Consider the following 26,707-nt stretch of genomic DNA (forward strand, 5'->3'; position numbering starts at 1 on the left):
ACCGCATACCGTCTCACGTGGAGATTTTTTTGTGGCTGAGTGGGATTTTGACCTGTTGGGCGATCCCATCCCGGCGGGTCTGGGGAAGCGTGGGCGCCCGCCGCACCTGCCGACCGACGAAAACCGGCGCAAAATCATAGCTTTAATGGCGTTCGATAAGAACGAAGCCCAGATCGCGGCCGCATTGAGCATCAGCGTGCCGACGCTGAAGAAGCATTATTTTCGTGAGCTGGCCGCCAAGCTGGAAGCCCGCCAGCGGGTCGAGGGCAAGCTGCTCGGCGCGCTCATGAAGGAGGTCGACGCCGGTAACGTCTCGGCGATCGACAAGGTGTTCAAACGGCTCGATCGCCACGACCTGGCGCGGGGCATCCAGCCGCCTACGGCAACGAAGCCTGCCAAGGCTAAGCCGCTCGGCAAGAAGGCGCAGGCCGAGATCGACGCGCACGACAATTCGGGTGAGGGCCGTTGGGGCTCACTGCTCAACTAGGCTGGCAGTTCGCCTGCCCTGATTGGGTTGAGCGGCTGCGGGAGGGGCGTTCGCTCCTTCCGGATCTGCCGCTCGACGAGGATGAGGCCGAGCGCGCGGTCGGGATCTTCAACGAGCTGCGCCTGCCGGACGTGCCTGGGCAGCCCCGGCTTGAGGATGCTGGCGGCGAGTGGGGCCGCGACATCGTGCGAGCGCTATTCGGCTCGCTCTCCGCTGCGGGCATCCGCCAGGTGCCGGGCATCTTCGCCATGGTGCCGAAGAAGAACGCCAAGACGACGAATGGCGCGGCCATCATGATGACCGCCATGCTGATCAACAAACGGCCTCGGGCCGAGTATCAGCTGATCGGCCCCACGCAGGAGATTGCCGACACCGCCTTCCAGCAGGCGGTGGGCATGATCGAGGCCGACGCGTTCCTGAAGCGCCGGTTCCACGTGGCCGAGCACACGAAGACGATCACCGACCGCGTCAACAAGGCGCGGCTGAAGGTGAAGACGTTCGACATGAAGGTCGCGACCGGATCCAAGCCGGTCGGTGTTCTGATCGACGAGCTGCACCTGATGGGGAACATCTCCTATGCCGCCCGAGTGATCGGGCAGCTGACCGGCGGCATGATCGCCAATCCGGAATCGTTCCTGATCATCATCACCACGCAGTCGGACGAAGCGCCGGCCGGTGTGTTCAAGTCTGAACTGGATTACGCCCGCGCCGTTCGCGACGGCCGGATCGAAGAGCCGCGCATGCTGCCGATGCTCTACGAGTTCCCGGAAGGGATGCAGACGGCAGACGACAAGCCGTGGCGCGATCCGAAACTGTGGCACATGGTGCTGCCGAACCTTGGCCGATCCATCACGATCGACCGACTGGTCGCCGAGTATCGCACCGCGCGTGACAAGGGTGAGGAGGAAGAGCGGCGCTGGGCGTCGCAGCACCTCAACATCCAGATCGGGCTCGCGCTGCACACCGACCGCTGGCGCGGCGTCGACTATTGGGCGAAAGCGACCGACTTCACGCTGCTCGGCCTCGACGAGCTGATCGAGCGGTCCGAAGTGATCACGGGCGGTTTCGACGGCGGTGGACTGGACGATCTTGCGGGCTTGGCTCTCATCGGACGGGAGACCGGCACGCGCCGCTGGCTCGGCTGGTGTCGAGCGTGGGCGCAAGATGACGTGTTCCGCACCAGGCTGGAGATCGCGCCACGCCTGAACGACTTCGTGGAAGCAGGCGATCTGATCAAATGCGGCGACGCGACCGAGGATATGATCGGTGTCGCCGATGTGCTCGAACGGGTTCTGGAAGCGGGGCTGTTCCCCGAAACGCACGCGGTTGGCTTCGACCCCGCGGGCGTGTCGGCAATCATGGACGAGCTGCTGACCCGCGGCTTCGCTGAGGAACAGATCACCTTCGTCACGCAGGGCTTCCGCCTCTCCCCGGCCACGTGGGGGCTGGAGCGCAAGCTGAAAGACGGCACGTTCGTTCACGCCCCGCAGGCCTTGATGGACTGGTGCGTCAGCAACGCGAAGGCCGAGCAGCGCGGCAACGCGGTGCTGATTACGAAGCAAGCAGCCGGCAAGGCCAAGATCGACCCGCTGATCGCGTTGTTCAACGCGTTCATGCTTATGAGCCGTAGCCCCGAAGCATCGGGCGGTCCCTCGGTTTACGAGGACCGCGGCATCCTCGAAATCGAAGTGGATTATCTCTGATGGGACGTCTGGCCAACGCCCTCAGGGCGTTCACCTCGCCGCCAAAGCAGTCGCTGGTCGCGTCGCCGGAGATCGGCGCCGGCCCGCATTACGGACAGTCCAGCAGCGTCGGTGCCAATGACGGCTGGTTCCTGAAGGTGCTTGGCGGTGGGCCCACCAAGGCTGGCACCTTCGTGTCGGAAGGCAACGCCCTCTATTCGCCCGTTGTGTTCGCTTGCGTGAACCGGATCGCCAACCCGATCGCCAACTTTCCGGTGTCGATCGTCGAGCCGGACGGCCGAGGCGGGTTCACGCGCGTCAACGAGCATCCCATGTCGCAGCGCCTCGGGCTGCGACCTAACGATTTCATGTCGTCGCGCACGTTGCGCAAGACGACGCAGGGGCACGCGCTCCTTTGGGGCAACGGTTATCAGGAGATCGAGCGAAACGGCCGCGGCGAAGCGGTAGGGCTCTGGCCGCTCCTGCCGGACAGGACGCGGCCGCACCGCGTGGGCGACCACCTGGTGTTCCGCACCAACATCGATGGCACGACGTACCAGCTCGACCAGCAGAACGTCGCGCACATCATGGACCTCAGCCACGATGGCTATGTCGGGCTGTCGCAGGTGGCGTTGGCACGCGAAGCGATGGGCATGGTCAAGGCGCTTGAGACGTTTGGCGGCAAGTTCTTCGCCAACGACATGAAGTCGGGCGGCTTCCTGATGCACCCTGGCAAGCTCAGCCCGCGTGCTCGCGGCAACGTGAACGGGCCGAACGGGGAGCAGAAAGCCGCGGCGGAAAATCCTGCGTCGGTGGTCGAGAAGCAGGGCGGGCTGGAAAACGCGCACCGTGTGAAGGTGCTCGAAGAGGGAATGAAGTTCGTCCAGACGACGATCCCACCTGAAGATGGCCAGTTCCTCGCCACGCGCGAGTTCCAGATCGCCGAGATCGCGCGCATGTACGACGTGCCCCTCGTGCTGCTGCAGAGCCACGAGAAGTCGACCAGCTGGGGATCCGGGATCGAGCAGCTGATGCTCGGCTTCATCATGCAAACCGTCGCGCCTTGGGTACAGGCGACCGAGCAGGAGCTGTCGTGGAAGCTGTTCACCGAGGCCGAGCGCGCGCGCGGCCTGCGGGTCAAGTTCAACATGAACGCGCTGCTGCGCGGCGACATGGAAGCCCGCTCTGCCTTCTACAAGACGATGTTCGAGCTGGGCATGACCATGAACCAGATCCTCGCACTGGAGGACATGAACGGCATCGGGCCGGACGGCGACATCAACTTCGTGTCGAACAACGTCCAGACACTTGAACGTGCGAAGGTCGGCCAGCCGATCCCGATCTCGCGCATTCGGGCGGGCGAACGAGAGGACAGCGAATGAAGTATCCCTACCTGCTCGCAGCCTTTGCGTCCGAGTTCTGGGCGATGGAAGAGACCAAGCTGCTCGCCATCGTCGATTTCCTCGCCATGCAGGCGGAAGGCCACAAGTTCACGGCACAGGAGATCGAGGCGCGGATTTCACCAGCGACCGCCTCTGCCGTGGCCCGCAAAGACGGCGCCGTCGCTGTCGTGCCGCTTCGTGGCATCATCTCGCCGCGCGTCAGCGTGGTCGAGAACAGCTCGACGGGCGGCGGGGCGACCGCGGAAGGCTTCGCCTCGACGATCGACCGCATGGCCGATGATGACGCCGTGAAGGCCATCATTGTCGATGCTGATACGCCTGGCGGTAACGTGCTGGGCGTCGACGAAGCCTCCGCTGCAGTCGCTGCGGCGAAAGAGCGCAAGCCCGTGATCGTTCAGGTGACCGGAAACCTTGCCAGCGCCGGCTATTGGATCGGCTGCTCGGCCAGTGAGATCGTTATGTCGCCCAGCTCGGCCGCGGGAGCGATCGGTGTTCGCACCGCATATGACGACGTGACTGAGGCGCTCGCCAAGTCGGGTGTGTCGCGCGAGATCATCGCGGCCGGCAAGTTCAAGGGCGAGGGACTGCTCGGCCCCCTCTCCGACGACACCCGTACCTACATGCAGGGACGAATTGACGAATATTACGGCATGTTCGTCGACCGCGTCGCTGCCGGCCGCGATGTGGCGACCTCCGCAGTGCGGGATGGCTTCGGCCAGGGCCGCATGCTCGGCGCCAAGGCGGCCGTGCGTGAGAAGATGGCGGATCGCATTGCCACCATGAAGGAAACGCTTGCGCGCTTTGGCGCTGGTGGCCCCGCCCCGCGGCGCTTCGCGCCGGAACGGGAAAAGCGAGCGCTCGCGCTCATCTGAAATCCTGCCCTTCGGAAAGGGATCGCCCCCGTTCGCTGTCGGAGCGAGCGGTTCCGGGCGCGTGTCCGACAACCTCAACAACATGGCCTGCGGGCCGGGAGATCCTCAATGCGGAAGACCATGCTTCTCGCGGCCGCGTCCATGGTCGCGGCCATCGGCCCCATGTCGGCGAACGAGCGTCGTCACGGGCGCTATATGCGCGACGGTGACGGGCACAGCGCCCCCTTGACCGGCCTTGCTGCCCTGCGGGCGCAGCGCAACACCCTTGTCGCCACCATGCGCGGCATGATCAACGCGGCCGAGACGGAGAACCGCGACTTCACGGCCGAGGAAACGGCCGCCTATGACGAGCACCAGGCGGTGCTCGCATCTCTGACGACGCGCATCGGCCGCCTTGTCGGCATCGAGACGGCAGAGGCGGCTGGTGCCGCGGTCACTCAGGCCGTTTCGCGTCGGCAGGGCATCACTCCCCCGCCCGGCCCGCATGGTCGCCGCGAGTTCGAGAGCCTTGGCGAGTTCATGGCAGCTGTCCGGTTCAACCCGAACGACCAGCGCCTCAACTTCGTCGAAGGCGTCGGCTCGCAGGGCGAGGATGGCACCGAGATCGGCGCCGAGCTGCGCATGGATGATCACCAGACGGGCGGCGGGTTCCTGGTGCCCACGCAATTCCGTCAGGAGATCATGCGGGTGCAGGAGCAGGATGCGCTGGTGCGTCCGCGCGCCAATGTCATCCCGGCCGGCTCGCCGCCCGATGCGGCGCTCACGATCCCCGCACTCGATCAATCCGGTGCCGGTCCGAACAACATCTTCGGCGGTGTGCAGGTCCAGTGGATCGAGGAAGGCGGCGACAAGCCGGAAACTGACGTAAACCTGCGCTCGATCACGCTGGAGCCGAAGGAAGTCGCCGGCACGATCGTCGTCACTGACAAGATGCTGCGCAACTGGCAGGCCGCCAGTTCCTTCCTCGAAAATCTTCTGCGGGGTGCAGTGACGCAGGCTGAGGATTATGCGTTCCTCCGCGGCGATGGTGTAGGCAAGCCGCTCGGCGCCATCAACTCGCCGGCGATGTTCCTGGTCAATCGCCGCACTGCCGGTCAGGTCACCTATCTGGATCTACTCGACATGGTGTCGCACCTGCTGATGCGTGGCGGCACGGCACCGGTGTGGTCCATGCCGCAGGGTGCTCTGGTTCAGATCGCCACGCTTCAGGATCCGGAAGGCCGCTACATCTGGAAGCCGGACGCGCGCGATGGCTTCGCCGGCACGCTGCTGGGCTATCCGGTTCGCTGGAACAACCGCGCGCCGGTACTCGGCACCAAGGGCGACATCACCCTCGTCGACTGGTCGCAGTATCTGATCAAGGATGGCTCCGGCCCGTTCGTGGCGGCGTCGGAACACGTGCTGTTCCGGCAGAACAAGACGGTGATCAAGATCTTCTGGAACGTCGACGGCAAGCCCTGGCTGACCGCGCCGATCCGGGAGGAGAACGGCTGGCAGGTGTCGCCGTTCGTCGGCCTGACCGTTCCCGCCTGACCAACGCGCCCCGGCAGCAGCCGGGACGCCCCTCCAATCGATAGGTGATCGATGCGATATCTCGTGATCTCGCCGTGCGTCGACGCGCGCACTGGCAAAGAGTTTGCAGCCGGCGACGAGTTCCTGCCCGAACCGGACACGGCACAGGCCGAACGCCTCATCAAGGCCGGTTGCCTCGACTTCATTCCGGATGGCGCGCCGCTTCTTCCCGGCACCGATCACGCGGACGCGGTGGTTGTGGATCTTCGCGACCAGCTTGCCCGCGCCAACGACACGATCATCGGCTTGAATGAGCGTGTCGGTCAGCTGACCGCCGCGAACGATGATCTCGCGGAGGCGGGCAAGAACATCGCGGCCAAGCTGGAAGCTGCGCGCAACGAACTGATCGCCGCGACCGGTGATCTAAACACTCTTCGGGCCGAGCGCGATCAGCTGGAGCAGCAGGTCAAGGATCTGACCGACAACCTCAAGGGCGAAGATGGTCCGGCCGAGCCTGCAGCGGCTAAGCCGGCTAAGCAGCGCTCCTAATCATGTTCAGCGTCGTCGTGGCGACTGCGCCCGCTCCGGTGGTTAGCCTGGCGGAAGCAAAGCAACACCTGAAGGTCAGCCATTCCGCGGAAGACGCGCTGATCGAAGGGATGGTGGCTGCGGCGACGCAAACAATCGACGGCCCCGAAGGATGGCTGGGCCGCGCGGTGGGCGTGCAGACGCTGGAGGCGCGGTTCAGCCTCCTGTTCGACCGCCCGTCGCTGCGGCTTCCCTATCCGCCCGTGGTGGAGCTGCTGACCGTTCGGTACCTCGACCGCAGCGATGCTGAGCGCTCGGCTGATCCCGCCGACTTCGACCTTTATGGCGACGCGGTGTCGCCAGCCGGTTCCACCTGGCCATGGGAGGGCGCATCGCTCCGGCCCGATGCAGGGCGCATCACGTACCGCGCGGGCTACGAGACCCTGCCGGCGCCGATCCGAGTGGCAATCCTCCTGATGGTTGGCGATCTCTATCGGAACCGTGAAACGACCGCAGCAGTCGCGATGAGCAAGGTGCCGATGTCGACGAACGTCGAGGCGCTGCTCAATCCCTTCCGAGTTTACACCTTGTGAGCGGGCTGGCGCGCGGCGAACTGGATCGCCTGATCAGGATTGAGCGGCCGATCGCGGACGAGAGCTTCGACGGCGCCGGTTCCGGCACGTGGGTACTGGTTGAGGATAACGTCTGGGCAGGCATCAAGGATGTACTGCCAAGCCGCGCCGAGCGGCTTGCTGATGGTATCACGATCGCCACACGCCCCGCTCGCGTCCGCATGGATTATCGTCCGCACCTCACCGGTGACATGCGCTTCGTCGATATCACCGACGGCGTCGACGGTCGGGTGATGCAGATCGTCGCTGGTCCAGCGGACATCGGCAGGCGCGATGGCAGCGAGTTTATGGTCGAGGATTACTCGACCGCTGGCAACCACGCCTGATGGCTCGCGTACGTGGAGGCGCCGCGACGCGACGCTACATGCAGCAGCTGCCAGAGCTGTTCCGCGAGCGCGTGTTGCGCGGGGCTGCGCGGCGTGGAGCAACTGTCATCGCTGACGGTGCGAAGGAGCGGCTAGGCGGCCGTAGCGCCGATGGGCCTGGCGGTGGGAAGGTGCTGATTGCCGATTCCGTGAAGGTGCGTGTCAGGCTGAAGGGCGAGGTGGTGCGTGGCCGCGTGTTGCTGAACGGCCCCGGCGCCTATGTCGGCCGCTGGCTTGAGTATGGCACCGACCCGCACTTCATCAGCGTCGACCCGCAATACCGCAACGGCAAGACCGCCCGGCGGATCAACAAGTCGATCGCTGATGGCAACGAAAGCCTGAAGACCAGCCTGGTCATCAACGGCAAGCCCGTCGGCGCGACGGTTTACCACCCCGGTGCTCGCAAGGTGCCGTTCCTGCGGCCGGCCGTGGATACGCTGGAGCGCGAGGCGCTTGCCGCGGCGCAGACTTACATCAACGCCCGCGCCACTCGCGCCGGCCTTCTGGCAGGCCCCGCAGCTGAAGAGGATGACGCATGAGCGGCGCCGATGTTGTTACCGGCAGCGATATCATCGGTGCGCTGCTGCGTGGGTATGAACCGCTGACCCGCTTCGTGCCTTCCGACCGGATCAAGGCTGGTCGTTTGGGCACAGCCCCCCTGCCCGCGCTGGTTATTACCATGATCAGCAGCGTCGATCGGCAAACCCTCAAGCGTGGCCGCATGGTGCGACGTACCGATCGCATCTCGGTGACGGTCCGAGCCGAGAGCCACCGCGACCGTAAGTTTGCGATCCGGCTCATCCGCCTCGCCTGCGCTGACCGCACCGGCAGGATTGCCGGCGCCGAGCGCGTCTCGGTGCTTACGGCGGGCAAGGGCCCGGAGGTCGATGGACCCGCCGACAGCTTCGAACAGGCGCAGGACTTCAAGGTCAGTTTCGACGAACCCGCTTTCTGAGGAGAAAAGCCATGTCAGCTACCAAAACCATCAGCGCAAAGGTGCTGCGCGACTTCAACGACGCCGGCTCCGAAAGCCGCTTCACCAAGGGCAAGACCGTCCCGCTCGAGGTCGGTGTGTTCGACAACTACCGTGCGGCAGGCCTGGTCGAGGCAGCGTCGGAGGACGCAGCGCCGGCTGGCGGTGCAGCTCGCGCACCGCGCCCCCGCGACTAACCCGCTCGTCCGCCGTCCGGCGGGCGAATTCGCCGGCGCTGCCGGCCCATCAACAGGAGAACACCCGATGAGTGGTTCCACCGCAGCAGGTTCGTCGATCGCCATCGGCGCGACCGCACCGGCTACCTATGACGAAGCAGGCTTTACGGCGCTCACGCTGACCGAAGTCGGCGGCGTCGACAAGATCGGCTCGCTCGGCGCCAGCTTCGCCAAGGTCGAGTTTCAGCCGCTCAAGGGGCCGAAGCAGAAGTATAAGGGGTCGGTCGACTATGGCGCCCTGCAGCCGACCTACGCGATCGACGCCGAGGACGCCGGCCAGGCGCTGATGGAAACGGCGGCCGACGACGAGACGCAGAAGCTCTATCCGATCGTCGTCACCTATCCGACGGGCCATAAGCGCTGCTTCATGGGCCGCGTCTTCGGCTCGCCCGAAACGGTCGATGGCGCCGACACGATGCTGATGGCCGCCCCGGCAATCGAGATCTGCTCGAAGCCGATCAAGATCAACCCGGCCGGCTGATTTCCCTCCCGTTCCCGGCGCCCGCGACGCCGGTTCTTCCTGCACTGGCTCGCCCCGCTCGTCGCGGGTTTGCGGGGCGGGTCGGTGCGCCATCCTCCCGCGAAGGATTATCCATGACCAAGCTGTTCAACATCGCCGCCCTCGCTGTCGCATCGACCGCCGTCATCCACGTCAAGGACGCGAGCGGTCAGCCGGCCTATGCCGATGAAGCCCGCAAGCTGCCGATCCGCATCCACCTCCACGGCCCCGGCAGCGACATCGCCGGCGTGGTCGAGAGCCGCCAGTCGGCGCGTGCGCTGAAGCGCTTTCAGGAGAACGACGGCAAGATGACCGCCGCGTCGCCGGAAGAGCGTCTCACCGAGACCGCCGCGGATCTCGCGACGCTCACCGCCCGGTTCGAAAACTTCACCTATGGCGAGGGTGAGCTGACCGGCGAGGATCTCTACCGCGCCGTCTATGCCGATCCGAAGCTCGGCTTCGTGACCAAGCAGGTCGCAAAGTTCTTCGGTGACTGGGGAAACTTCAGCGACGCCTCGAAGGCGGCCTGACCCTCTGGGTCCGGCAGCTGGCGTGGTATCATACCGCGCCGAAGCCGGATCCCCGGAGCAAACGGGGAAAGGGTGACGCGCCGGTCGCGCTGCCCACCCGCATCGAGCAGCTGAAGCGGCGCAAGATCGATCCGCAGATGCCGCCCAACGCCGCGCCGCACATCACCGACCGCCTGATCGAGATCGGTCTGACCGAGGCGGCCGGGATGGGCGCGGTGCCGCTCAGCTGGCGCGAGATCAAGGCGTGGCGCGAGAGCGTCGGCCTGACGATCGAGCCATGGGAGATGCGGCTGCTGCGCCGCCTTTCCGCCGCCTACCTCGCCGAGACCCGCCGGGCCGAAAGCGAGCTTTGTCCGCCGCCCTGGCGGACGCAACCCACCGCCCGCGAACGCGAGATCGAACTGGCCGAGCTGCAAAGGCTGCTCGGCTGATCGATCCCGCGTTCGCTCACCGATGACCGGGAGGAACGCCGATGCTCGACGACGATGCTCCCGGTCTCCACGCCGATTTTCTGATCGACACCGGCAATTCGGCTGACGAGCTGATCCGCCTGGCCTCGGTCATGGAATCGACCGAGGTGAAGGTGCTGGCGGAGGCGCAGCGCATCGAGCGCGCCACCAGCAACATGGTCGACACGACGGCCGCGACCGCGGGGATCAAGGCGTTCGCCGATACCGCCGCGCGCGAGGTTCAATCAGTCGTCGCCGCTGCCAGCCAGTCGCGCGCCGGCCTCGAGCGGATCTTCGGCCGCCCGCTGAACTTCAGCACCGGTGGCCCGGCCGCGACGCGCGAGCTGCAGGCGACCGCGCGCGAGGTCAACAAGACCGAGAGCGAGATCGAGAAGCTGATCCGCACGCTCGATCGCGAGGCCGCCTCGGTCGGCAAGACGCGCGACGAGCAGCGCGCCCTTCGTGCGGAGCAGCTCGCCCTGACCGCCGTAACGCAGGGCAACACCGAAGCGGCCGACCGGCTGCTGGCCAGCATGCGCCAGCTTGATGCCGCGCGCGAATCGCTGGCGGAAACGAAGCTCGCCATCCAGCTGGCGGCCGAGGCCGGCGCCGCGCGCGAGCGTGCCGCAGCCGAGGCGCAGCTGATTGCCGAGCTGCGCGAGCGCGAGCGGATCCAGGCGGCGATCGCCCGCATCGATGGATCGGATCGTGGCCGCGCGACCGACGCCGGCGCGACCTTCAGCGCGCTTGCTGCAAAGGCGGCCGAGGACGAGGCACGCGCGACCGCGATCGCCGCGGCATCGGCCAAGCAGCTGGCTGACGAGCATGCCCGGCTTGCTGACCAGGTGCGCGGATCGCAGCTGGCGATGGAAGCCGACGCGGCCGCGGCCGAGCGGCTGCGCATGAGCACCGATCCGTTGTATGCAGCGACCGCACGCATCAACGCCGAGATCGCAGAAAGCACCCGGCTCTATTACGCTGGTGCCACGGGGCCGGCGGAATATGCCCGCCAGCAGATGGTGTTGACGCAGCGCCTCCACGAAGCCAGCCAGGCGCATGACATCATGCAGTCCGCCGCCAAGCGCGGCACCGGCTCGCTCACCCAGCTGTCGTTCCAGCTGAACGACGTTGCCACGATGGCAATGGCGGGATCCCCGCCGTTCCAGATCTTCGCGACCCAGATCGGCCAGATCATTCAGGTGGCGCAGCAGGCCGAGGGCGGCGTGAAGGGCCTGGCCGGCGAGATCGGCGGCTTCCTGCTGCGCTTCTCGCCGCTGATCGGCGTGATGGCGGCCGGTACCGCCGGCTTCCTGCTGTTCGATCGTGCCGTGTCCAAGGGCGTCGACACCAAGGCGATGATCGATGGCCTGGGTCTTACCAAGGACGAGATCGAGAAGCTGAAGAACACGTCGGTCAGCAGCGGCGATGTCATCAAGGCGACGTTCCAGGTCATGGCTGCGCGGGTCGGCTTCCACCTGGGCGATATGACCAAGTTCTTCGGCGACGCGCTCGACTGGATGACAAAGGCCGGCCGCGTCACGCTGGCGGCACTTTACGCCAGCTTCATGGGCACCTTCCGCGGCATTGCCGCGATCGTGAAGGGCGTGTTCGACGGTAAGGGGATCGGCGAGATCCTGGCCGACGTCGGCGATGCCTATACCGGCGCCTTCGACGAGGCGAACGGCGCGATGGTTCGTTTCGGCGAGGACGTCACCAAGCAGATCGCCTCCAACAAGCTCGCCGACCTGAAGAAGCAGGCCGACGCGCTCAAGGAAGACCGGACCCCGAAAAAGGACCGGCACGGCGAGCAGCTCGAGCGCGAAGGCCGCGCGATCGAGGCGCAGATCCGCAACCTCTACGCGCTGGCCGATGCCTATGGCGTGTCCGGTGCCGAGGCGCTGATCGCCGAGGCGCGCGTGAAGGCCGAAAGCGAAGCGATCAAGAAGCGCGCCGACATCGAGGAGCGCGTCGCGCGCCAAGTGCGCTTGGTTGTCGCGCAGCGGGTCGCCGACGCCGCCAAATCGACCGCCGCAATGCGCGAGGAGGTGGCGATGATCGAGAAGATCAACGCCGAGGTCGCGGCCGGCAACGTGCCGGCACAGCTGGCAGCAGACCTGGTCCGCGATCGCCTGGAGGATTTGCCGCTGCTCGCCGCTCTCGAGGCCGCGCGCACGGTGAAGGATGTGCAGGGCATCAAGGCCGCGTCGGAAGCGCTTGATGCGCAGCGCGCCACCCGCGAGCGGCTTGCCGAGGTCCAGCGCGAACAGCAGCGCCTCAGCGCCATGTCGTCGGGCGCCGATCGCCTCGCCGAGCTGCAGGAAGAGCTGCGCCTCGTCGGCGCGACCGAGGAGGTACGGGTGCGCGCGCTCGCCACGTTGCGCGCCACGCAGGAAGCGGCCGCGAATGGCTGGACCGGGCAGAAGGGCGCCGATTACGTCAAGCAGCAGGTCAAGATCGCCGAGACGCAGTTCCAACTCGCGCAGGCGCAGGATTCCTTCAACGCTTCGCTGACCTTCACTGCCGACAAATGGGATCTGATCGCCCGCAACGTGCAGAATGCGGCTGGCGGGATGGCGGATGCGTTCGGCGAGGTCGGCCGCTCGATCGGCGATGTCGCCTCCATCTATGCGGGCTTCCAGGCGAACCGCGCCCGCCTCGATGCCCAGCATCGTGCGGAAGTGGAAAAGGCCGGCAACGACGAGGCTGCCCAGGCTCGCGCCAACACCAAGTTCGCGATCGCCTCCGCAACCGCTCAGGTCGGCTTGTTCGGCGACCTGAGTTCCGCCGCCAAGGGCTTCTTCAAGGAAGGGAGCGACGGCTACAAAGCCATGGCCGCTGCCGAGAAGGCGTTCCGCGCGATCGAGTTCGCCCTGTCGGTGCGCGCCATGGCGCAGGACGCGATCGAGACGGCCAGCTCGATCGCGAAGAGCGGCGTTCGCGCCGCGGCGCATGGGGCCGAGGCAGTCGCGAAGGCAATCTCGTCGCTGCCGTTCCCGCTCAACATCGCAGCCGGCGCCGCGACCGCGGCTGTGCTGGCGTCGATCGGAATCGCGATCGGCGGCGCCTTTGGTGGCGGCAGCAAGAAGGATCTCGAGCCGGCCAATACCGGCACCGGCACGGTGCTGGGCGACGGCAAGGCGCAGTCGGAGAGCCTGAAGCGCTCGATCGACCAGCTGCGCGAGGTCGACACGCTGACCAACACCTTCGCGCGCCAGATGGCTGGATCGCTACGCTCGATCGACGGCCAAATCGGTGGCCTGGCGGCCGTCTTGGTGCGCGGCGGCAACGTCAACGCCGACAGCAAGGTTGCCGAGGGGTTCAAGCCCAACGCGATCGGCTCGGTGCTGGGCGCCATTCCGTTGATCGGTGGCGTGCTGTCGTCGCTGTTCGGCAGCAAGACGTCGGTCATCGCCAGCGGCATCTATGGCCGCGCGCAGTCGCTCGACCAGATCCTCGCCGGCGGCTTCGACGCTTCGACCTACAGCGACGTGGAAAAGAAGAAGAAGTTTCTCGGGATCACCACCGGCACGTCCTACTCGACGCAGTTCGGCCAGGCCGACGCGGCGCTCGAGCAGCAATTCACCCTGGTGCTGCGCTCCTTTGCCGACGCGATCGCCGGCGCGGCCGAGCCGCTCGGCCAATCGACCGGCGCGATCGAGGCACGCCTGAAGGGCTTCGTCGTCAACATCGGCAAGATCGACCTGAAGGGGCTGACCGGCGCCGAGATCCAGGAGAAGCTAGAGGCAGTATTCGGCGCGGCGGCCGACAGCATGGCCAGCGCTGCCTTCCCGGGAATCGAGCGGTTCCAGAAGGTCGGCGAAGGCGCTTTCGAGACGCTGGTGCGCGTGGCGTCGACGGCCGAGGCAGTCACCAACGCGCTCGGCCAGATGGGCGGCGCCGCGCGTGCCATGTCGATCGACGCCAAGCTCGCGCTGGCCGACCAGTTCGACAGCATCGGCGATCTGACCGGCGCGATCGGGAGCTATTTCGAAGCCTTCTATTCGCCGGCCGAGCAGACCGCGGCCAGGACCGAGCAGCTGGCCCGCGTCTTCCGCGATCTCGGCCTGACGATGCCGGCATCGCTTGCCGCCTATCGCGAGCTGGTCGAGGCGCAGGATCTCAACACCAGCGCCGGTCAGGCGGCCTATGCCACCCTGATCCAGCTGGCGCCGGCGTTTGCCGAGCTGCAGGAGAAGCTCGCCGGCGCCAAATCCGCGGCCGACGTGGCGGCCGAGCGCGCGGATCTCGAGCGGCGGCTGCTCGAGCTGCGCGGCGACACCGCAGCGCTCCGCGCACTCGAGCTCGCGAAGCTCGATGCCAGCAACCGCGCGCTGCAGCAGCAGATCTATGATCTGCAGGACGCGCAGGAAGCCGCCCGGGCGGCCGACGAGCTGCGCAAGGCGTGGTCGTCGGTCGGCGACAGCATCATGGACGAGGTGCGGCGGATCCGCGGCCTGGCCGATGCCGGCGGCGGCAACAGCTTCGCCTCACTGATGGGCCAGTTCAACGCCGCCAATGCCAAGGCACGCGCCGGCGACATGGATGCCGCCAAGAGCCTGCCGCAGCTCAGCCAGGCGCTGCTCAGCGCCGCAGCCGATGCTGCGACCAGCCGGCAGGAGCTGGCGCGTGTCCAGGCGCAGACCGCCGCGGCGCTCGAGGCGACCTATGGTGTCGTCGGCGCGCTCGCGACCAACAAGCCGGAGAGCAAGGCTGATCAGATTGCCTCCGCCGTCGACGGCCGCGCCATGGCGCCAAGCTCGGCAGCCAACGACGATCGTGCGGCCGAGCAGAGCGCCTTGCGTGGCGAGATCGCCCAGCTGCGCGCCGACATGACCGCCGGCACCGCGGCGATCGCCGCCAACACCGGCCGCATCGCCAAGCATCTCGACAATGTGACCGCCAGCAGCGGCGGTGACGCAATCTCGGTGGAGGCGGCATGAAGATCGTCACCGACACCGGCCCCATTGAGCTGGGCACCACCGAGACGACGCCGCGCATCGGGATCGTCGATTATAGCAAGCGGGTCACCGACGACTTCGGCGTGACGACGGTGGTCGAGCGCGGCTTCTCGCGCCGGTTGTCGGTGCGCATGGCGTTGCCGTTCGGCGACGTCGACGCGCTGCAGCGCCGGCTTGCCGATCTGAGGGCAGCGCGGGTGCGCTGGGTGGCTGACGACCGCTTCAGCTGGCTGAGCGCCGACGGCTATTACAAGGATTTCGAGCTGGATCTCGCCGTCCCGCCGATCAGCTATTGCACGCTAACGGTGGAAGGCCTGGCCGAGACTGAAGTCGTGGCGGATCCCGGCGGAGATCCGGCGCCGGAAGGAGAGGCATCGACCTTCCAGCTCCTTCAGCCGACCGGCATCACCGATGCCGTCCTGGTCAGCAGCAGCGTGCCCGAGGATCCGGCGCCGGCGTGGTCGGCCGACACGACCTATCCCGCCGGCGCAATCGTTGCGCGGGCGCACCGCCGCCACGAGAGCCTGATCGCCGACAACAAGGGTAACGATCCGGCCGCGAACGGCCCGGCTTGGCTCGACATCGGCCCGACCAATCGCTGGGCGATGTTCGACGACGCGCTCGGTACCGAGACGAGCGCGGCCGGCGTGATCGTCGTGCAGCTAGATGCCGGGGCTGCGACCGGTCTCGCGCTCCTCGACGTGCGCGGTGCAACGGTGCGGGTGCAGGCGCCAGGCTATGACCGCACGCAGCAGGTCGGCGCCGGCGCGATCACCTTCCTCGATCTGCCGGGCCTCGCCGGCACGATCACGGTGACGATCGCCGGCGCCGGCAATGTCGCTGTCGGCACGCTCCTGGTCGGCCAGATTGTTGGCCTTGGCATCACCGAGGCCGCGCCCTCTGCCGGGATCACCGACTTCAGCCGCAAGGAGGTCGACGATTTTGGCGAAGTGACGATCGTTCAGCGCGCCTGGGCGAAGAAGATGGCGGCTCGCGCGCTGATCCGATCCGATGCGGTCGACGTGGTCGCCAACCGGATTGCAGCCGTTCGCGCGCGACCGGCGCTTTGGATCGGACAGACCGGCATGGACAGCCTGACGCTGTTCGGCTTCTTCAAGGACTTCTCGATCGAGGTGGGCGACAGCCTCAGCAAGCTGTCGCTGTCGATCGAGGGTCTGAGCAAGGCGACCAAACCGAAGCCGCTCGGCGCCGGCGTGAATTGGGAAGACATCGCCGATCCCACCGGTACCAAGCCGGCGAACAATGCTGACGTCACCGGCGAGAACACCGCGAAGGATACTGAAGCCGTCGGCGGGATGCCGGCGACGGAGGTGATTGCCCAGCTCGACCGCATCGAGCCGATCGAGGCGCAGTTCGGGCCGATCAAGTCGGACATCAGCGCGCTGAAGGATGTGCGGCTGGAGCATGACGACGCGCTGGCGCAGCTGGCCGACGTCACCGCCGACCAGGGCGCCGCGCAGCGGCAGATCACGCGCGACGTCGGTCGCATCGATGAGGCGGTGCTGCGCGCGCTGATGGAAAGCGCTCGTACGCGCGACGTGCTGCGTGATGCCGGCATCGTCGTGGACCCTGCGACCGGACAGGTCCGGATCTACGCGATCGACCAGCTGCGCGATCGCACCTCGACGGCCGAGATCGCCATCGATGCGGTCAAGGGTGTCGTGTCGACCAAGGCATCGGTCAACCAGGTGCAGGAGCTGATCGCTCAGGCGGTGCTCGATCCGTCGCAGGTTGCCGAGCTGGAGCCGATCATCGCCCGGCTGACGTCGGCCGAGAGCGAGATCGACGGCCTGAACGCCGCGGTCGCGCTGAAGGCGTCGCTGGTCGAGGTGACCGCGATCGGTGGCCGCACGTCGGACGTTGAGCAGACGCTCGACGCGCTCGCCGGCGAGATGTCGAGCAAGGCGAGCACGACAATCGTCGATCAGCTCGGCATCCGGCTCGGCTCAGCCGAACAGATGCTGTCCGCGCTGCCGGATGTGTCGGGCTATTCAGTCACCGTGCGCCAGGCGCGCGTCGCGGCGGACGATGCGGCCGAGGCGGCGCTGCGCGGCATGCTCGCCGGCGACGTGGCGAGCCGGTACCAGCTGTCGCAGATCGCCGAGGCGCGGCAGGAGCTGACCACCAAGCTGGTCGACGGCTTCAGCGCCGAGGCGATCGCGCGCACCGCGCTAACCGTCCAGATCGGGCAGATCCGCGCATCGGTGCTGTCGGAGGCGCAGGCCAGCGTCACGCGCGACAGCCTGTTGACCCAGCGTGTCGATGCTCAGGGCGGCGCGCTGGACAACCAGGCGGCGGCGATCGGGCGGCTTGATCGCGTATCGCTAGACAATGCTGGTGGCATTGCCTCAGCGCAGATGACGATCCGGCAGCAGATCAGCGCATCGGACAGCAGTGACGAGGCGCTGCTGCGCGCGCTGGTCGCCGGCGACCAGGCCGGCCGCGCCCGCATCGGGCAGGCGGTGCAAATCCAGACCGAGTTTACGACCACGCTGGTCGAAAACGAGAGGGCGGCAGCGGTCGCGCGCCAGTCGCTGCTCGCACGGATGAACGCGGCCGATGCGGCGATCGTCACTACGGCGAAGGTAGCCGCTGATGCGAACGCGGCAACGGCGGAGCGGGTTAACGCGCTCGAAGTGGTGTTCAACGATGCGGCGAGCGGACTGCCAGCCACCAGGGCGCGCATCAACGCGCTGGAAGAAGCGACGGCGGAGCGCGATGCCGCCTTTGGCCGGCGCCTCGACCTGATCGAAGGGTCGATCGAGGATCCGGAGACCGGACTGGTGGCGATCCACGCCACCGTGGCGCAGGATCGTCAGGCCAGCGTCACGCGCGACGATGCCAACGCGCGCGACATCCAACAGGTGTCGGCACAGGTGAACGACCCGGCGACTGGCTTGCCAGCGACGCGCGCGGTTGTTGCTGCGGTCGACGAGGCCAGTGCCACGCGCGACGAGGCGATCGGCCGGCTAGTTCAGCAGATCCAGGCGGTTATCGATGGCGTCGGCAGCGTTGGCTTGCAGCAGGCTTTCACCGCTGTCGTGAACCGGCTGGGGCTGATCGAAGGTAAGTACACTCTCGCGATCGACAGCGACGGCAGCCTCAACGGCATCGAGCTGATCGGCTCCACCAGCGGCCCCGGTTCCTTGAACCTGATCAACACCGATCTTCGAATGGGCACCGGCCGAGTGATCATGAACACCGGCACGGTGATGCGGGTGGAGGGTATTGGCTTCGGTAAGTACGGCGACTTGGTCAGCTGGTTCGGCCCCACCATGGCGATTTCCGAGTGCACGAAGGCCAACGCCACCAGCTACGAGGGGATGGACAACAGCGCCTATTTCGGCGGTTCCTTGTCGGCCGGCGTGCTGAAGAACGCGGTCACCTCGTCGCTGACCACCGCCAACGCTTCGCTCGAGCTTGGCCCGTTCGGCACCACCGGCAAGCCGAAGAGCATCGTCGCCAGCTACAGCTACAGCCTGCGCCGGCGGGTCAACGCGCCAGGCGGCACGATCACCGGCACGCCGAGCGCCACGCTGAAGCTGGAGCGGCGCCGCGGTGCCGACGGACCTTGGGTCGAGCTGCAGACCGGCACGATCACCGGAGAGACCAGCTACGCCGCACCGGAAGGTGTCACGCCTGGCCTCGGCACACAGACGATGTCGGGCGCGATCACCATCACGGACAATTCGGAGGGTGCGCAGGACTTCTCCTACCGCCTGACGCTCGTGTCGCGGACGCTTGCCACCTTCAACTTCACGTCCCCCAACGACGGGCCGGCCGGTGAGCCGATCCAGAGCCTCTCGCTCGTCTCCGTCGAACAATAAGGATCTCGCTTATGCCTTGGTATCGCACCGGGACCGTCACGGTCACGAATGGCTCCGCGATCGTCACCGGCGCTGGCACCGACTTCGTCGGCAATGTCAGCATCGGCGAGGGTTTCGTCGCGCCGGATCGCGGCGTCTATGAGGTCGCGCAGGTCATCTCGGCCACGCAACTCCAACTTGCCACGGCCTATCAGGGCGCCACGGCCGGTGGCCAAGGCTTCAGCATGCTGCCGACGCAAAGCCAGATGCGCGACCTGGCGATCGGAGCGGCGCAGCTGCTCAATACGTTCGGCGCGGTCCGCGACGGGATTGGGCAGGGCCTCATTGCTGATGGTTCGCCTGCTGCTCCGGGCCTGCGCTTTGCGGCGGATCAGGACACCGGGCTGGTTCGCACTTCCGCAAATCGCCTCGCTTTGGTCACCGGTGGCCAGGTGCGGCTCGAGCTATCGTCAGATGCTCAAACCACCTTTTACTCCAGCTATATCGTCTCCGGCGGTTCAGGTGCTCGGCCCCCAATCGGCCTGGTGGGAAGCGAGAACGGTCAGAACGCCTTCATCTTCGGCGGGCAGGGCTTGGTCCAAGGTGAAGGTGCGCCGGACAATGGACCGACAATCTACGCCTACTTCACGAACCCGATCCGCTTCTACACCTCTACGGGGGAGAGGATGCGGATCGACGGCATGGGCAACCTGCTGGTTGGCGTACTCAGTGGCACGTGTCACCGGATCAGCAAGTCGGTGGGCCTCGGCAATCCGATCCTGCAAATTCGGGACGAAGCACAGGGCGTCGCAGCCCTGGCGGTCCAGTCAGTTAACCAGGCGAATTACTCGTCGATGGGCGCTGGCCTGTTCGCCGGGGTCAACACGTCCACCGGCCGCACCATGAATGCCGGCGGCACGATCAATGCGGTTGGCGCCGATTATGCCGAATACATGCCGAAGGCTGCAGGCTGCGGTATTATCGCCAAGGGCGACGTTTGCGGCGTTGATCGCGTCGGCCGACTGACGAAGACCTGGGCGGACGCGGTCAGCTTCGTGATCAAGAGCACGGATCCGTCGCTGGTCGGCGGCGACACTTGGGCCGCGCACCTGCGGCCGAAGCCCGAGCAACCCGGCGCCGAGCCGCAAGCGCCGGCCTTCCCGGCCGCGCCGACCGGCGAGGCGGACGAGGCATCGGTTGCTGCGTGGGTTGCAGCGCAAGCGGCTTATCCTGCGCTCCTCGCATCCTATCAGTCAGAGCATGCCGCCTGGCAGCAGGCCGTGGATGCGTATGCGGCGGATCTCGCCGCATGGCAGGATGAACTCGAGACCGCGCGTCAGTGCGTTGATCGCATCGCGTTCTGCGGCCAGGTGCCCTGCAACGTCACCGGCGAGTTCGACGCCGGTGACTACATCATCGCCGCGGCGAACGGCGCCGGGATCAAGGCGATCGCGGTGAAACCAGACGCGATCACGCTGCCGCAATACATGCGCCGGATCGGCAAGGTCTGGGCGATCCGCGACGGCCGCGCCTGGATCGACGTGCAGCACGGCTGATCGACACCCCTTCTTCGGAGATGCCGATGAGCGATCCAACAATCGCCGAACGGGCGTTCGCCAACATGGTGACCGCTACGAGGGCTCCGCCCAGCTTTGACGGGCAAGGCTGGCTCGTCGCGCTGAACCTCTTTGCGATGACGGCTGGCTTCTGCCTTACCGTCATGCTCGCGGGCAAGATCGTCCGGGACATGAGGCGCAACCGGTATCGGGATAAGCTTCGCGAGCCGGTGACCATATTGCGTCTGACCGTGCTGGCCTTCGCGTTTGCTGGCGTTCTGCGCTTCGGCGGTGAGGCTGCCGCACTGTGGGGCTGGAACCCTGCCGATCCTTCTGCGACGGCAGCGGCGACGCTGGCGAAGCGCCTGCTCGATCCGTTCGCAGCGGGGCTCGCCTGGCTTGGGTTCGGCCTGTTCGTGCTCGCCGAGCGCGGCATCATCGACCAGCTGCGCAAGCAGCCCTTTCCGATCAACATGTGGGCCAGCCTGGAGCAGCTCAAGCGCCCCGCGATCGTCGTGGCGCTTTGCTTCGTCGCTGCCGTTGGAGTGGTTAGCACGCGATGATCATCGAGCGCGGGGCCGGTGCGGCCGCAACTGGTTTGCTCGCCGTGGGCGCAGCAACCGCAGCTCAGCCGGCAACGGCGAGCTTCTTCGGAATGCCCTTTGAGATCGCCACCGCCATCGCCGCAATGTTCGGCTGCATCGTGACGCGGGTCATCGTCGGCCAGTCCGACAAGGTGTCCCGCTGGCGGGTTCGCGTGCCGATCGACGTTCTATCGGGCGGCGTGACGTTCTTCCTCGTCGTTGCGACGCGACCCTCGCTGCTGACGGCGCTGGTGCTGGGCATCACCGTCGCCGCACTGGGCGCCTCGATCATCAAGATCGCGGAGGTGCGCGGCCGGAAGCTGATCGACGCGCTGTTGCCTGGCGGCGTGGGTGACGACGATCACGAAGCCGGCATCGCCCGGGCGATGGATCAGCTCCACCGCATCCCCGATCCCGAGAAACACTCCGGCTGAGGACGGCGCCTTACCCCGCCGTAGTGACACAGGTGGGCAAGGCGCCGCGGCGGCCGACGGGACGAAGCCCGCGGCCGCACACCCACGCCCTCCGCCATCCTGACACCCAACACAAGGAAAGAACGATCATGGCATCCGAACCGGCGTGGCTGCTTGCCGCGCGGGCTAAGCTCGGCACGCGCGAAGCGCCGGGCAACGCCAACAATCCGACGATCATGGGATGGGCGAAGCGGCTCGGCACGAAGGTGCTGGGCGTCGCGTACAACGCCGATAGCGTGCCCTGGTGCGGTGTGTTCGTCGCCGCCTGCCTGGCAGAAGACGGGATCGAGGCTGCCCCGATCGCGGTGCGCGCAAAGGCATGGGCTACGTGGGGCCAGAACATTCGGCCTGAACGGGTCGCGCCGGGCGCTGTGCTGGTGTTCGAGCGGCCCGGCGGCGGGCACGTCGGCTTCTACGTCGGCGAGGATCAAGCCGCTTATCACGTGCTGGGCGGCAACCAGGGCGATCGCGTCTCGATCATGCGGATCGAGAAGGCCCGCTGCATTGCCCGGCGCTGGCCAGCGGGTCGGCCCGTGCTTGGCGGACCCAAAGCTATGACGGCGACCGCCGGCATTCCTCTGTCGAGGAACGAGCGGTGAGGCCGCTGCCACGCTGGGCGATCCTTACCGCCGCTGTCGTTCTGCTGCTTCTGGCCGGCCTTGCGGTGAGCCGCTGCGCCGCCCCCTCACCTAAGCAGCAGGCCGCGCAAGCCGTCGATCTCGATCGGTCCGAGGCCGCTGCCGTCGGATTCAACCGCGGCATGATCGCCGAGCGCGCGGCCACTGCCAATCAGCTGGAGCACGATCACGCGTTCCGGAACAGCCAAGAGGAACTGATCGATGCGGCTCGCGAAGCGGACAATGGCTCTGGTGTCGGCCCTGCTACTGCCAGCGTGCTTGAGCGCATGCGCCAGCAACAAGCCGCGGGTCGTCGTGATGGTGCCGCCCGCTGAGCGGCTGACGTGCGCGCCAGAACCGGCAGTGCCGCCAGTGATCAGCGATCGGAGTACTGCCGATTATATCGTGTCGCTGGCTGGCGCGGGGGCGGACTGCCGATCGGCCGTTCGGTGGTTGCGCGATTGGGCCGCTCGCGTAGGAAAGCAGTAGTTTTTGCGAGCTCGTTTGGGTCACGCCGAGTCTTTGGCGCAACGAGCCGATATCGTGCCCGGCTGCCCTGGTTCAGGATGAGGTGAGGCGGTGCGTCGGTAGGTGTGAGGGAACCCACCAGCCTGCCCCGCATTGTGCACGCGCTTAGTGTTGAAGCGTAATCAATGTATCCTGAACTCGTCTATTTTGATGGGGCGCATTTTGCCCACATCGTGACCCGCGAAGAACACCTGAGGCTCAAACGCAGATCTACGTCTAGCCGGCAGTCGCGCGCCTCGAGCCGTCCCCCGTTCGTGCTCGCCGCGGCGTGACCCGCTAGGTCATGAAGATAGTAGCCGCAGCAGTCCAATCGACGCTGGCAGACTGGTATTCGACAAGCGGGACCCCATCTCCCATGCACGCTATTCGTCTTGTCCGGGCCCACCGGATAGCCAGCACTTCTCTCGACCCGAGAGAGACCGATCATGCCTACCATCATCTCTTCGTTTCAGCGCGATGCCGAGGCGAGCGCTCTGGCGAGCTCGACGTCGAACGATCCCGCTCAGCTGATGGCTCATCGCGACCTTCAACATGACTATGAGGATCAGGCAAAGATCGCGGTGTCGGTCTCCAAAGAGACTGCCCGAACGGCGGCCGTGAGGTTGTTCAGCAAGGGGATCGCGCTCCTTTTTTCCCGTCAGATCCTCGCACGTCCCGCTGATGAGCCCCCCAATTCCTCCAGCCCATACATTAGTGTCGGGGATGAGAGCCGCGCGGATTGGGCGGGCGAGGAAAGGTACATTCTGGGACGAGAAGAGCTGTCGAAATTCAATGCTCTGCACGCGAAGTCCGCGTCAGCGAGGCACGCCCATGGAGCCCTGGCGCTGGCGTATGGCCGAGCGCTTGAAGAGGGGGCATTCCCCGGTGTCCGAGCAGATCCGCGCGACCCTCGGCAGCGCTCAAGCTCCGCACTGGACGGCTGGGAGAACGAGGGCGGCAGCAACAGGTGAAGCGCCAGCGGCAGATGCCGTCGTCCCAGCTTTCTTCCATGTCGTGCTCCCTGTGAGAGGGTAACGTATGCGGAGCGTGGCATGTAGGAAGCGCGGCGGTTGGTAAAAAAAATGCCCGGCGGCATTCAGCTAGAAGCTCGCCGGGCAGTCTCTTCGCGCTCGCCCCCAGGGGGAGGGAGCTGCATCTGAGATCACAGACCTGCCAGCTTGGCGCACCTGAGGAGAACTACGTAGGCCCTTGGGAGCGCTCGCCCATAACCCACACCGCGACAGCCAATGCCACCAGCATCCCTAAGAACCCGATCAGGAAGCGGCGGTCGAGATCCTCAATGCAGCATCATGCTGCGGCGCTCCGCCTCGGCAACGATCGCGTCGGCCTCGGGATCGCCGGGCTGCATGGTCGTGCGGAGATAGGCGGCTTCAAGCTCTTCGTCGGTGAGGCTGGCGAGTATGTCGGCGTCCATCTTTTCTATCCTCTACCGATCATGAAGCGGAGTCGAGGGCCTCATTGGTGCCGATCTGGTCGGGCGGACGTTTGCATTCAAACAGCAAGGTATTTCCCGTGGATCAACGCACCACCATCGCTTACATCCTGATGGCCGTCATGGCAGCGGGCATCACGGCCGTCATATGGTATGCTCGCCAGAACAACGCACGCCGACGTGCATCCCGCATTCGCTCAGCTGATCTTCAGCGCCATAGCGCCAGAGTCAAAGAATAGCAGGATTACAGGCTGACGATCCGGTTGGCAGCGTTACGCAGGATCACCCGCAGACTGAGGCAAACGCCGGATCGAGATCGAAGGCTCTTCGTTCAGGCCGTCTGAATCGCGTCGTCACCCGAAACCTAAAGGCAAGGAGCTTCTCATGGCTGCAAAAACGCTCGAAACGCTGTTCCACGACACGCTCAGGGACATCTACTACGCTGAGCGCAAGATCCTCAAGTCACTCCCCAAGATGGCCCGCGCAGCGCAGTCTGAGGAATTGAAAGCGGCATTCCAGAAGCACAAGGACCAGACTGAGGGCCAGATCGAACGACTTCAGCAAGTGTTCGAGATCATTGGCAAGCCGGCACGTGGAAAGACCTGCGACGCGATCGAGGGCATTCTCGCCGAAGGCGAGGAGATCATGGAGGAGTACAAGGATACTCCCGCGCTCGACGCCGGCCTGCTCGCGGCTGCCCAGGCGGTCGAGCATTATGAAATCACGCGCTATGGCACACTGAAGCGGTGGGCAACGGTGCTGAAGCTCAACGATGCCGTGAAGCTGCTGGACGAAACGCTTCAAGAAGAGTCTCAGACCGATGAAGACCTCACCACGATTGCAGACGCTACCGTGAACGCCGAAGCACTGGCGTAAGACTGTGCCGCGCTATCACGCTTTCTGAGCGCGGCCCACTTGGTCTTATTAGAAGGCTGGTGAATAAACTCACCGGCCTTCTTCGACTTCAGGGCGGCTCCGCTTGAACCGCGTTTTTCAGCCAGCGAGGCAGCCAAAGCAGTAGTCGTGGGCGCCTCTCGCGAGCGATAGCTCGCTAGTCGATTGGAGCTGCCGCACCCGCGGCCAGTGTTCCCCCCTCCCCTGTAAGCCATTGATATTCTATAGGCGGCGTTGTGCCCTAGATGGGCAAGACCCATTGGTTTGCTTGGACATTTTTGGTCCACGACGAAAGCGTGAGGTTCAGCAGGTCGAACCTGCAGTTACGCCGACGCGCCGGGTGCCAGGTGGTCAGTAGCCCACTTCATATAAAAGAGTAGGAATGGATCGGTAATGATGAGCGCATCCTCGCTCTCGACCCATTCGAGTGGCGGTTCGCCCTCGATCTTTTCTCGGGCGACCTTGCTCATGTTGCTGAGCGCTGAAGTGATCTCATGCTTTGCCGGCATGGAACCGGGTTTAAGCAAGCCCTGTAGCGCTACGCGAAGATCCTCGTACTCGGTGCGCTGCTGAGGGCCCAATGCCGCGAGAGCCGTCAGGATTGCAGAGTACTTATCTTGACTACGTCCGTCCTTAAACTCGCGTAGCATCCGCTTTTTCTTCGCATCGGGACCCTGCCGCAGCTTGCTATATTTCGGAAACCCTTTGCTCTTGGCGATTTCAGCAAGCGCAGCATCTAGCTCGCCAACTACAATCTCTTGCTTTACGACTGCACGTGACGAGATGCCGCTGGCGATACAAAGCTCGCTGCAGATTTCCTGAACCAATAACGGGTTGCCGAAACCCTCTTCGCAAATCTTCTTGTTCAAGCCTGGATCGTTGGTGACATTGAGCGCGTCGAAACCGCGACTGGGTATCTGCAGAAGATCATCCAAGTCCCACGGCGGGATCTCCACGTGCTTGAAGCGCCCCTCGAGTTCCTGTTCGACAGTCATCGGATCGAACGCCCGGTGGGGAACGGCGAGAAGAATAACCGCCAAACCTTTGAACACAGCGCCCTTCAGTGCCCGAATAATCGCGCGCTGTACGCTTTTGTCGATGTAGTGGAAGTCATCGACCAAAAGGGACACGTCACGTTCAACCAGGGAATCGAGCGCGGCCCGTTGCGTGTTGATCGTGTATGTAACGGAGCGCTCGTGAGTTTTCCCTTGAGCTGACCCGCTTCGGACGCTTGCTTTCACTCCGGGTATTGATCCCTCGAGCACGGCTTCGTCGGTGGCCGTACCAGTTCCTGCGACCTTGCGGGACCTCTGCGATCCCACTTCCAAGGTGTAGGCGATCTGTTCCCAAAAGTCCTCTTCGGACTTAACCTGTCCTCCCTCGATCGTGACACTATCGCCGGTCTGATCAAGGACGTGATTGCATAGGACGGTCTTGCCGGACTTGGTCGATCCGGTGACCACGTTTATCGAGTATCCTCGACTAAGCGCATCTTTGACGCGCTTCTCTAGACCTAGGTGCTCGCGGCTGACGTAGGTGATTGATGGCTGCCCGCCGGGCGTGAAAACTTCCTTGAGCTTCAGTGTCTTCATGTTTTCGCCTGCCTTGCCGCGCCGCGCCAACTCTGGAGCAGCCGTGCGATAACGGCAAGCGCTAGACCAGGCGCTCAC

Annotated in this window: 25 protein-coding genes; 23 read left to right on the forward strand and 2 right to left on the reverse strand. The window is 65.5% G+C overall.

Annotation, left to right across the window (positions count from 1 at the left end):
• The first annotated feature begins 55 nt into the window (after nucleotides 1-55).
• The 22 genes from K0S66_RS07505 to K0S66_RS07610 all read left to right on the forward strand — a co-directional run bounded on the left by K0S66_RS07505 (nucleotide 56) and on the right by K0S66_RS07610 (nucleotide 23,661).
• Entirely contained in the window at nucleotides 56-487 is a 432-nt protein-coding gene (locus K0S66_RS07505) for a hypothetical protein (protein WP_301074730.1), read from the forward strand.
• Complete coding sequence (locus K0S66_RS07510; RefSeq protein ID WP_125944227.1) at nucleotides 466-2,190, forward strand: terminase large subunit; 1,725 nt, start codon at nucleotides 466-468, stop codon at nucleotides 2,188-2,190. Before K0S66_RS07505 ends, K0S66_RS07510 begins: the two co-directional genes overlap by 22 nt.
• Complete coding sequence (locus K0S66_RS07515; RefSeq protein WP_125944226.1) at nucleotides 2,190-3,551, forward strand: phage portal protein; 1,362 nt, start codon at nucleotides 2,190-2,192, stop codon at nucleotides 3,549-3,551. The genes K0S66_RS07510 and K0S66_RS07515 overlap by 1 nt, the downstream gene beginning before the upstream one ends.
• Nucleotides 3,548-4,444, forward strand: a complete 897-nt coding sequence (locus K0S66_RS07520) for a S49 family peptidase (RefSeq protein ID WP_301074731.1) — start codon at nucleotides 3,548-3,550, stop codon at nucleotides 4,442-4,444. Before K0S66_RS07515 ends, K0S66_RS07520 begins: the two co-directional genes overlap by 4 nt.
• 108 nt (nucleotides 4,445-4,552) lie before the next feature.
• Nucleotides 4,553-5,977 carry a phage major capsid protein gene (locus K0S66_RS07525; RefSeq protein WP_301074732.1) on the forward strand — a complete coding sequence of 475 codons (1,425 nt, stop codon included), beginning with the start codon at nucleotides 4,553-4,555 and terminating at the stop codon, nucleotides 5,975-5,977.
• 51 nt (nucleotides 5,978-6,028) lie between these two features.
• The gene (locus tag K0S66_RS07530; protein ID WP_301074733.1) at nucleotides 6,029-6,505 is read left to right on the forward strand and encodes a hypothetical protein; all 477 of its coding nucleotides are present in this window, start codon (nucleotides 6,029-6,031) and stop codon (nucleotides 6,503-6,505) included.
• A 2-nt stretch (nucleotides 6,506-6,507) separates the two neighbouring features.
• Nucleotides 6,508-7,077: a head-tail connector protein gene (locus tag K0S66_RS07535; RefSeq protein WP_125944223.1), complete on the forward strand. Its 570-nt coding sequence runs from the start codon at nucleotides 6,508-6,510 to the stop codon at nucleotides 7,075-7,077.
• A complete protein-coding gene (locus K0S66_RS07540) occupies nucleotides 7,074-7,442 on the forward strand; it encodes a head-tail adaptor protein (protein WP_301074734.1) in 369 nt (122 codons plus the stop codon). Before K0S66_RS07535 ends, K0S66_RS07540 begins: the two co-directional genes overlap by 4 nt.
• Nucleotides 7,442-8,020: an HK97 gp10 family phage protein gene (locus K0S66_RS07545; RefSeq protein ID WP_301074735.1), complete on the forward strand. Its 579-nt coding sequence runs from the start codon at nucleotides 7,442-7,444 to the stop codon at nucleotides 8,018-8,020. The genes K0S66_RS07540 and K0S66_RS07545 overlap by 1 nt, the downstream gene beginning before the upstream one ends.
• Nucleotides 8,017-8,436 (forward strand): hypothetical protein, encoded by a 420-nt coding sequence (locus K0S66_RS07550; RefSeq protein WP_301074736.1) that lies wholly within the window; start codon nucleotides 8,017-8,019, stop codon nucleotides 8,434-8,436. Before K0S66_RS07545 ends, K0S66_RS07550 begins: the two co-directional genes overlap by 4 nt.
• 11 nt (nucleotides 8,437-8,447) lie before the next feature.
• Nucleotides 8,448-8,651 carry a hypothetical protein gene (locus tag K0S66_RS07555; RefSeq protein ID WP_125944219.1) on the forward strand — a complete coding sequence of 68 codons (204 nt, stop codon included), beginning with the start codon at nucleotides 8,448-8,450 and terminating at the stop codon, nucleotides 8,649-8,651.
• A gap of 67 nt (nucleotides 8,652-8,718) precedes the next feature.
• Nucleotides 8,719-9,171: a hypothetical protein gene (locus K0S66_RS07560; protein WP_301074737.1), complete on the forward strand. Its 453-nt coding sequence runs from the start codon at nucleotides 8,719-8,721 to the stop codon at nucleotides 9,169-9,171.
• Between the two features lie 113 nt (nucleotides 9,172-9,284).
• Nucleotides 9,285-9,719 (forward strand): hypothetical protein, encoded by a 435-nt coding sequence (locus tag K0S66_RS07565; RefSeq protein ID WP_301074738.1) that lies wholly within the window; start codon nucleotides 9,285-9,287, stop codon nucleotides 9,717-9,719.
• Between the two features lie 137 nt (nucleotides 9,720-9,856).
• Complete coding sequence (locus tag K0S66_RS07570; protein WP_301074739.1) at nucleotides 9,857-10,150, forward strand: hypothetical protein; 294 nt, start codon at nucleotides 9,857-9,859, stop codon at nucleotides 10,148-10,150.
• A 41-nt stretch (nucleotides 10,151-10,191) separates the two neighbouring features.
• The gene (locus K0S66_RS07575; RefSeq protein ID WP_301074740.1) at nucleotides 10,192-15,108 is read left to right on the forward strand and encodes a hypothetical protein; all 4,917 of its coding nucleotides are present in this window, start codon (nucleotides 10,192-10,194) and stop codon (nucleotides 15,106-15,108) included.
• Nucleotides 15,105-18,974 carry a hypothetical protein gene (locus K0S66_RS07580; RefSeq protein ID WP_301074741.1) on the forward strand — a complete coding sequence of 1,290 codons (3,870 nt, stop codon included), beginning with the start codon at nucleotides 15,105-15,107 and terminating at the stop codon, nucleotides 18,972-18,974. The genes K0S66_RS07575 and K0S66_RS07580 overlap by 4 nt, the downstream gene beginning before the upstream one ends.
• A gap of 11 nt (nucleotides 18,975-18,985) precedes the next feature.
• A complete protein-coding gene (locus tag K0S66_RS07585) occupies nucleotides 18,986-20,509 on the forward strand; it encodes a hypothetical protein (RefSeq protein ID WP_301074742.1) in 1,524 nt (507 codons plus the stop codon).
• 26 nt (nucleotides 20,510-20,535) lie between these two features.
• Nucleotides 20,536-21,072 carry a hypothetical protein gene (locus K0S66_RS07590; protein WP_301074743.1) on the forward strand — a complete coding sequence of 179 codons (537 nt, stop codon included), beginning with the start codon at nucleotides 20,536-20,538 and terminating at the stop codon, nucleotides 21,070-21,072.
• Nucleotides 21,073-21,164: 92 nt separating this feature from the next.
• The gene (locus K0S66_RS07595; RefSeq protein ID WP_301074744.1) at nucleotides 21,165-21,527 is read left to right on the forward strand and encodes a hypothetical protein; all 363 of its coding nucleotides are present in this window, start codon (nucleotides 21,165-21,167) and stop codon (nucleotides 21,525-21,527) included.
• A gap of 128 nt (nucleotides 21,528-21,655) precedes the next feature.
• Entirely contained in the window at nucleotides 21,656-22,165 is a 510-nt protein-coding gene (locus K0S66_RS07600) for a TIGR02594 family protein (protein ID WP_301074745.1), read from the forward strand.
• On the forward strand, nucleotides 22,162-22,518 hold the full coding sequence (locus K0S66_RS07605) for a hypothetical protein (RefSeq protein ID WP_301074746.1): 357 nt from the start codon (nucleotides 22,162-22,164) through the stop codon (nucleotides 22,516-22,518). Before K0S66_RS07600 ends, K0S66_RS07605 begins: the two co-directional genes overlap by 4 nt.
• Before the next feature lie 618 nt (nucleotides 22,519-23,136).
• Entirely contained in the window at nucleotides 23,137-23,661 is a 525-nt protein-coding gene (locus K0S66_RS07610) for a hypothetical protein (protein WP_301074747.1), read from the forward strand.
• A gap of 326 nt (nucleotides 23,662-23,987) precedes the next feature.
• On the opposite strand, the gene K0S66_RS07615 is transcribed toward K0S66_RS07610, so the two are convergent.
• The gene (locus K0S66_RS07615; RefSeq protein ID WP_301074748.1) at nucleotides 23,988-24,125 is read right to left on the reverse strand and encodes a hypothetical protein; all 138 of its coding nucleotides are present in this window, start codon (nucleotides 24,123-24,125) and stop codon (nucleotides 23,988-23,990) included.
• 402 nt (nucleotides 24,126-24,527) lie between these two features.
• Here K0S66_RS07615 and K0S66_RS07620 point away from each other — a divergent pair, with 402 nt between their 5' ends.
• Entirely contained in the window at nucleotides 24,528-25,019 is a 492-nt protein-coding gene (locus K0S66_RS07620) for a ferritin-like domain-containing protein (RefSeq protein ID WP_301074749.1), read from the forward strand.
• 341 nt (nucleotides 25,020-25,360) lie between these two features.
• Here K0S66_RS07620 and K0S66_RS07625 read toward each other — a convergent pair whose 3' ends face one another.
• On the reverse strand, nucleotides 25,361-26,629 hold the full coding sequence (locus tag K0S66_RS07625; RefSeq protein ID WP_301074750.1) for a hypothetical protein: 1,269 nt from the start codon (nucleotides 26,627-26,629) through the stop codon (nucleotides 25,361-25,363).
• Between the last annotated feature and the right edge of the window lie 78 nt (nucleotides 26,630-26,707).

It is taken from the genome of Sphingomonas sp., from assembly GCF_029239295.1.
In the GTDB taxonomy this organism is placed as follows: Bacteria; Pseudomonadota; Alphaproteobacteria; order Sphingomonadales; family Sphingomonadaceae; genus Sphingomonas.

Excerpts from the sequence above, each read along its gene's own strand:
- K0S66_RS07570 (WP_301074739.1), top strand. The coding sequence starts at position 9,857 with ATGCCGCCCAACGCCGCGCCGCACATCACCGACCGCCTGATCGAGATC.
- K0S66_RS07595 (WP_301074744.1), top strand. The coding sequence starts at position 21,165 with ATGCCCTTTGAGATCGCCACCGCCATCGCCGCAATGTTCGGCTGCATC.
- K0S66_RS07535 (WP_125944223.1), top strand. The coding sequence starts at position 6,508 with ATGTTCAGCGTCGTCGTGGCGACTGCGCCCGCTCCGGTGGTTAGCCTG.
- K0S66_RS07565 (WP_301074738.1), top strand. The coding sequence starts at position 9,285 with ATGACCAAGCTGTTCAACATCGCCGCCCTCGCTGTCGCATCGACCGCC.
- K0S66_RS07585 (WP_301074742.1), top strand. The coding sequence starts at position 18,986 with ATGCCTTGGTATCGCACCGGGACCGTCACGGTCACGAATGGCTCCGCG.
- K0S66_RS07530 (WP_301074733.1), top strand. The coding sequence starts at position 6,029 with ATGCGATATCTCGTGATCTCGCCGTGCGTCGACGCGCGCACTGGCAAA.
- K0S66_RS07550 (WP_301074736.1), top strand. The coding sequence starts at position 8,017 with ATGAGCGGCGCCGATGTTGTTACCGGCAGCGATATCATCGGTGCGCTG.
- K0S66_RS07615 (WP_301074748.1), bottom strand. The coding sequence starts at position 24,125 with ATGGACGCCGACATACTCGCCAGCCTCACCGACGAAGAGCTTGAAGCC.
- K0S66_RS07525 (WP_301074732.1), top strand. The coding sequence starts at position 4,553 with ATGCGGAAGACCATGCTTCTCGCGGCCGCGTCCATGGTCGCGGCCATC.
- K0S66_RS07515 (WP_125944226.1), top strand. The coding sequence starts at position 2,190 with ATGGGACGTCTGGCCAACGCCCTCAGGGCGTTCACCTCGCCGCCAAAG.
- K0S66_RS07555 (WP_125944219.1), top strand. The coding sequence starts at position 8,448 with ATGTCAGCTACCAAAACCATCAGCGCAAAGGTGCTGCGCGACTTCAAC.
- K0S66_RS07625 (WP_301074750.1), bottom strand. The coding sequence starts at position 26,629 with ATGAAGACACTGAAGCTCAAGGAAGTTTTCACGCCCGGCGGGCAGCCA.
- K0S66_RS07545 (WP_301074735.1), top strand. The coding sequence starts at position 7,442 with ATGGCTCGCGTACGTGGAGGCGCCGCGACGCGACGCTACATGCAGCAG.
- K0S66_RS07520 (WP_301074731.1), top strand. The coding sequence starts at position 3,548 with ATGAAGTATCCCTACCTGCTCGCAGCCTTTGCGTCCGAGTTCTGGGCG.
- K0S66_RS07560 (WP_301074737.1), top strand. The coding sequence starts at position 8,719 with ATGAGTGGTTCCACCGCAGCAGGTTCGTCGATCGCCATCGGCGCGACC.
- K0S66_RS07575 (WP_301074740.1), top strand. The coding sequence starts at position 10,192 with ATGCTCGACGACGATGCTCCCGGTCTCCACGCCGATTTTCTGATCGAC.
- K0S66_RS07600 (WP_301074745.1), top strand. The coding sequence starts at position 21,656 with ATGGCATCCGAACCGGCGTGGCTGCTTGCCGCGCGGGCTAAGCTCGGC.
- K0S66_RS07610 (WP_301074747.1), top strand. The coding sequence starts at position 23,137 with ATGCCTACCATCATCTCTTCGTTTCAGCGCGATGCCGAGGCGAGCGCT.
- K0S66_RS07580 (WP_301074741.1), top strand. The coding sequence starts at position 15,105 with ATGAAGATCGTCACCGACACCGGCCCCATTGAGCTGGGCACCACCGAG.
- K0S66_RS07620 (WP_301074749.1), top strand. The coding sequence starts at position 24,528 with ATGGCTGCAAAAACGCTCGAAACGCTGTTCCACGACACGCTCAGGGAC.
- K0S66_RS07590 (WP_301074743.1), top strand. The coding sequence starts at position 20,536 with ATGAGCGATCCAACAATCGCCGAACGGGCGTTCGCCAACATGGTGACC.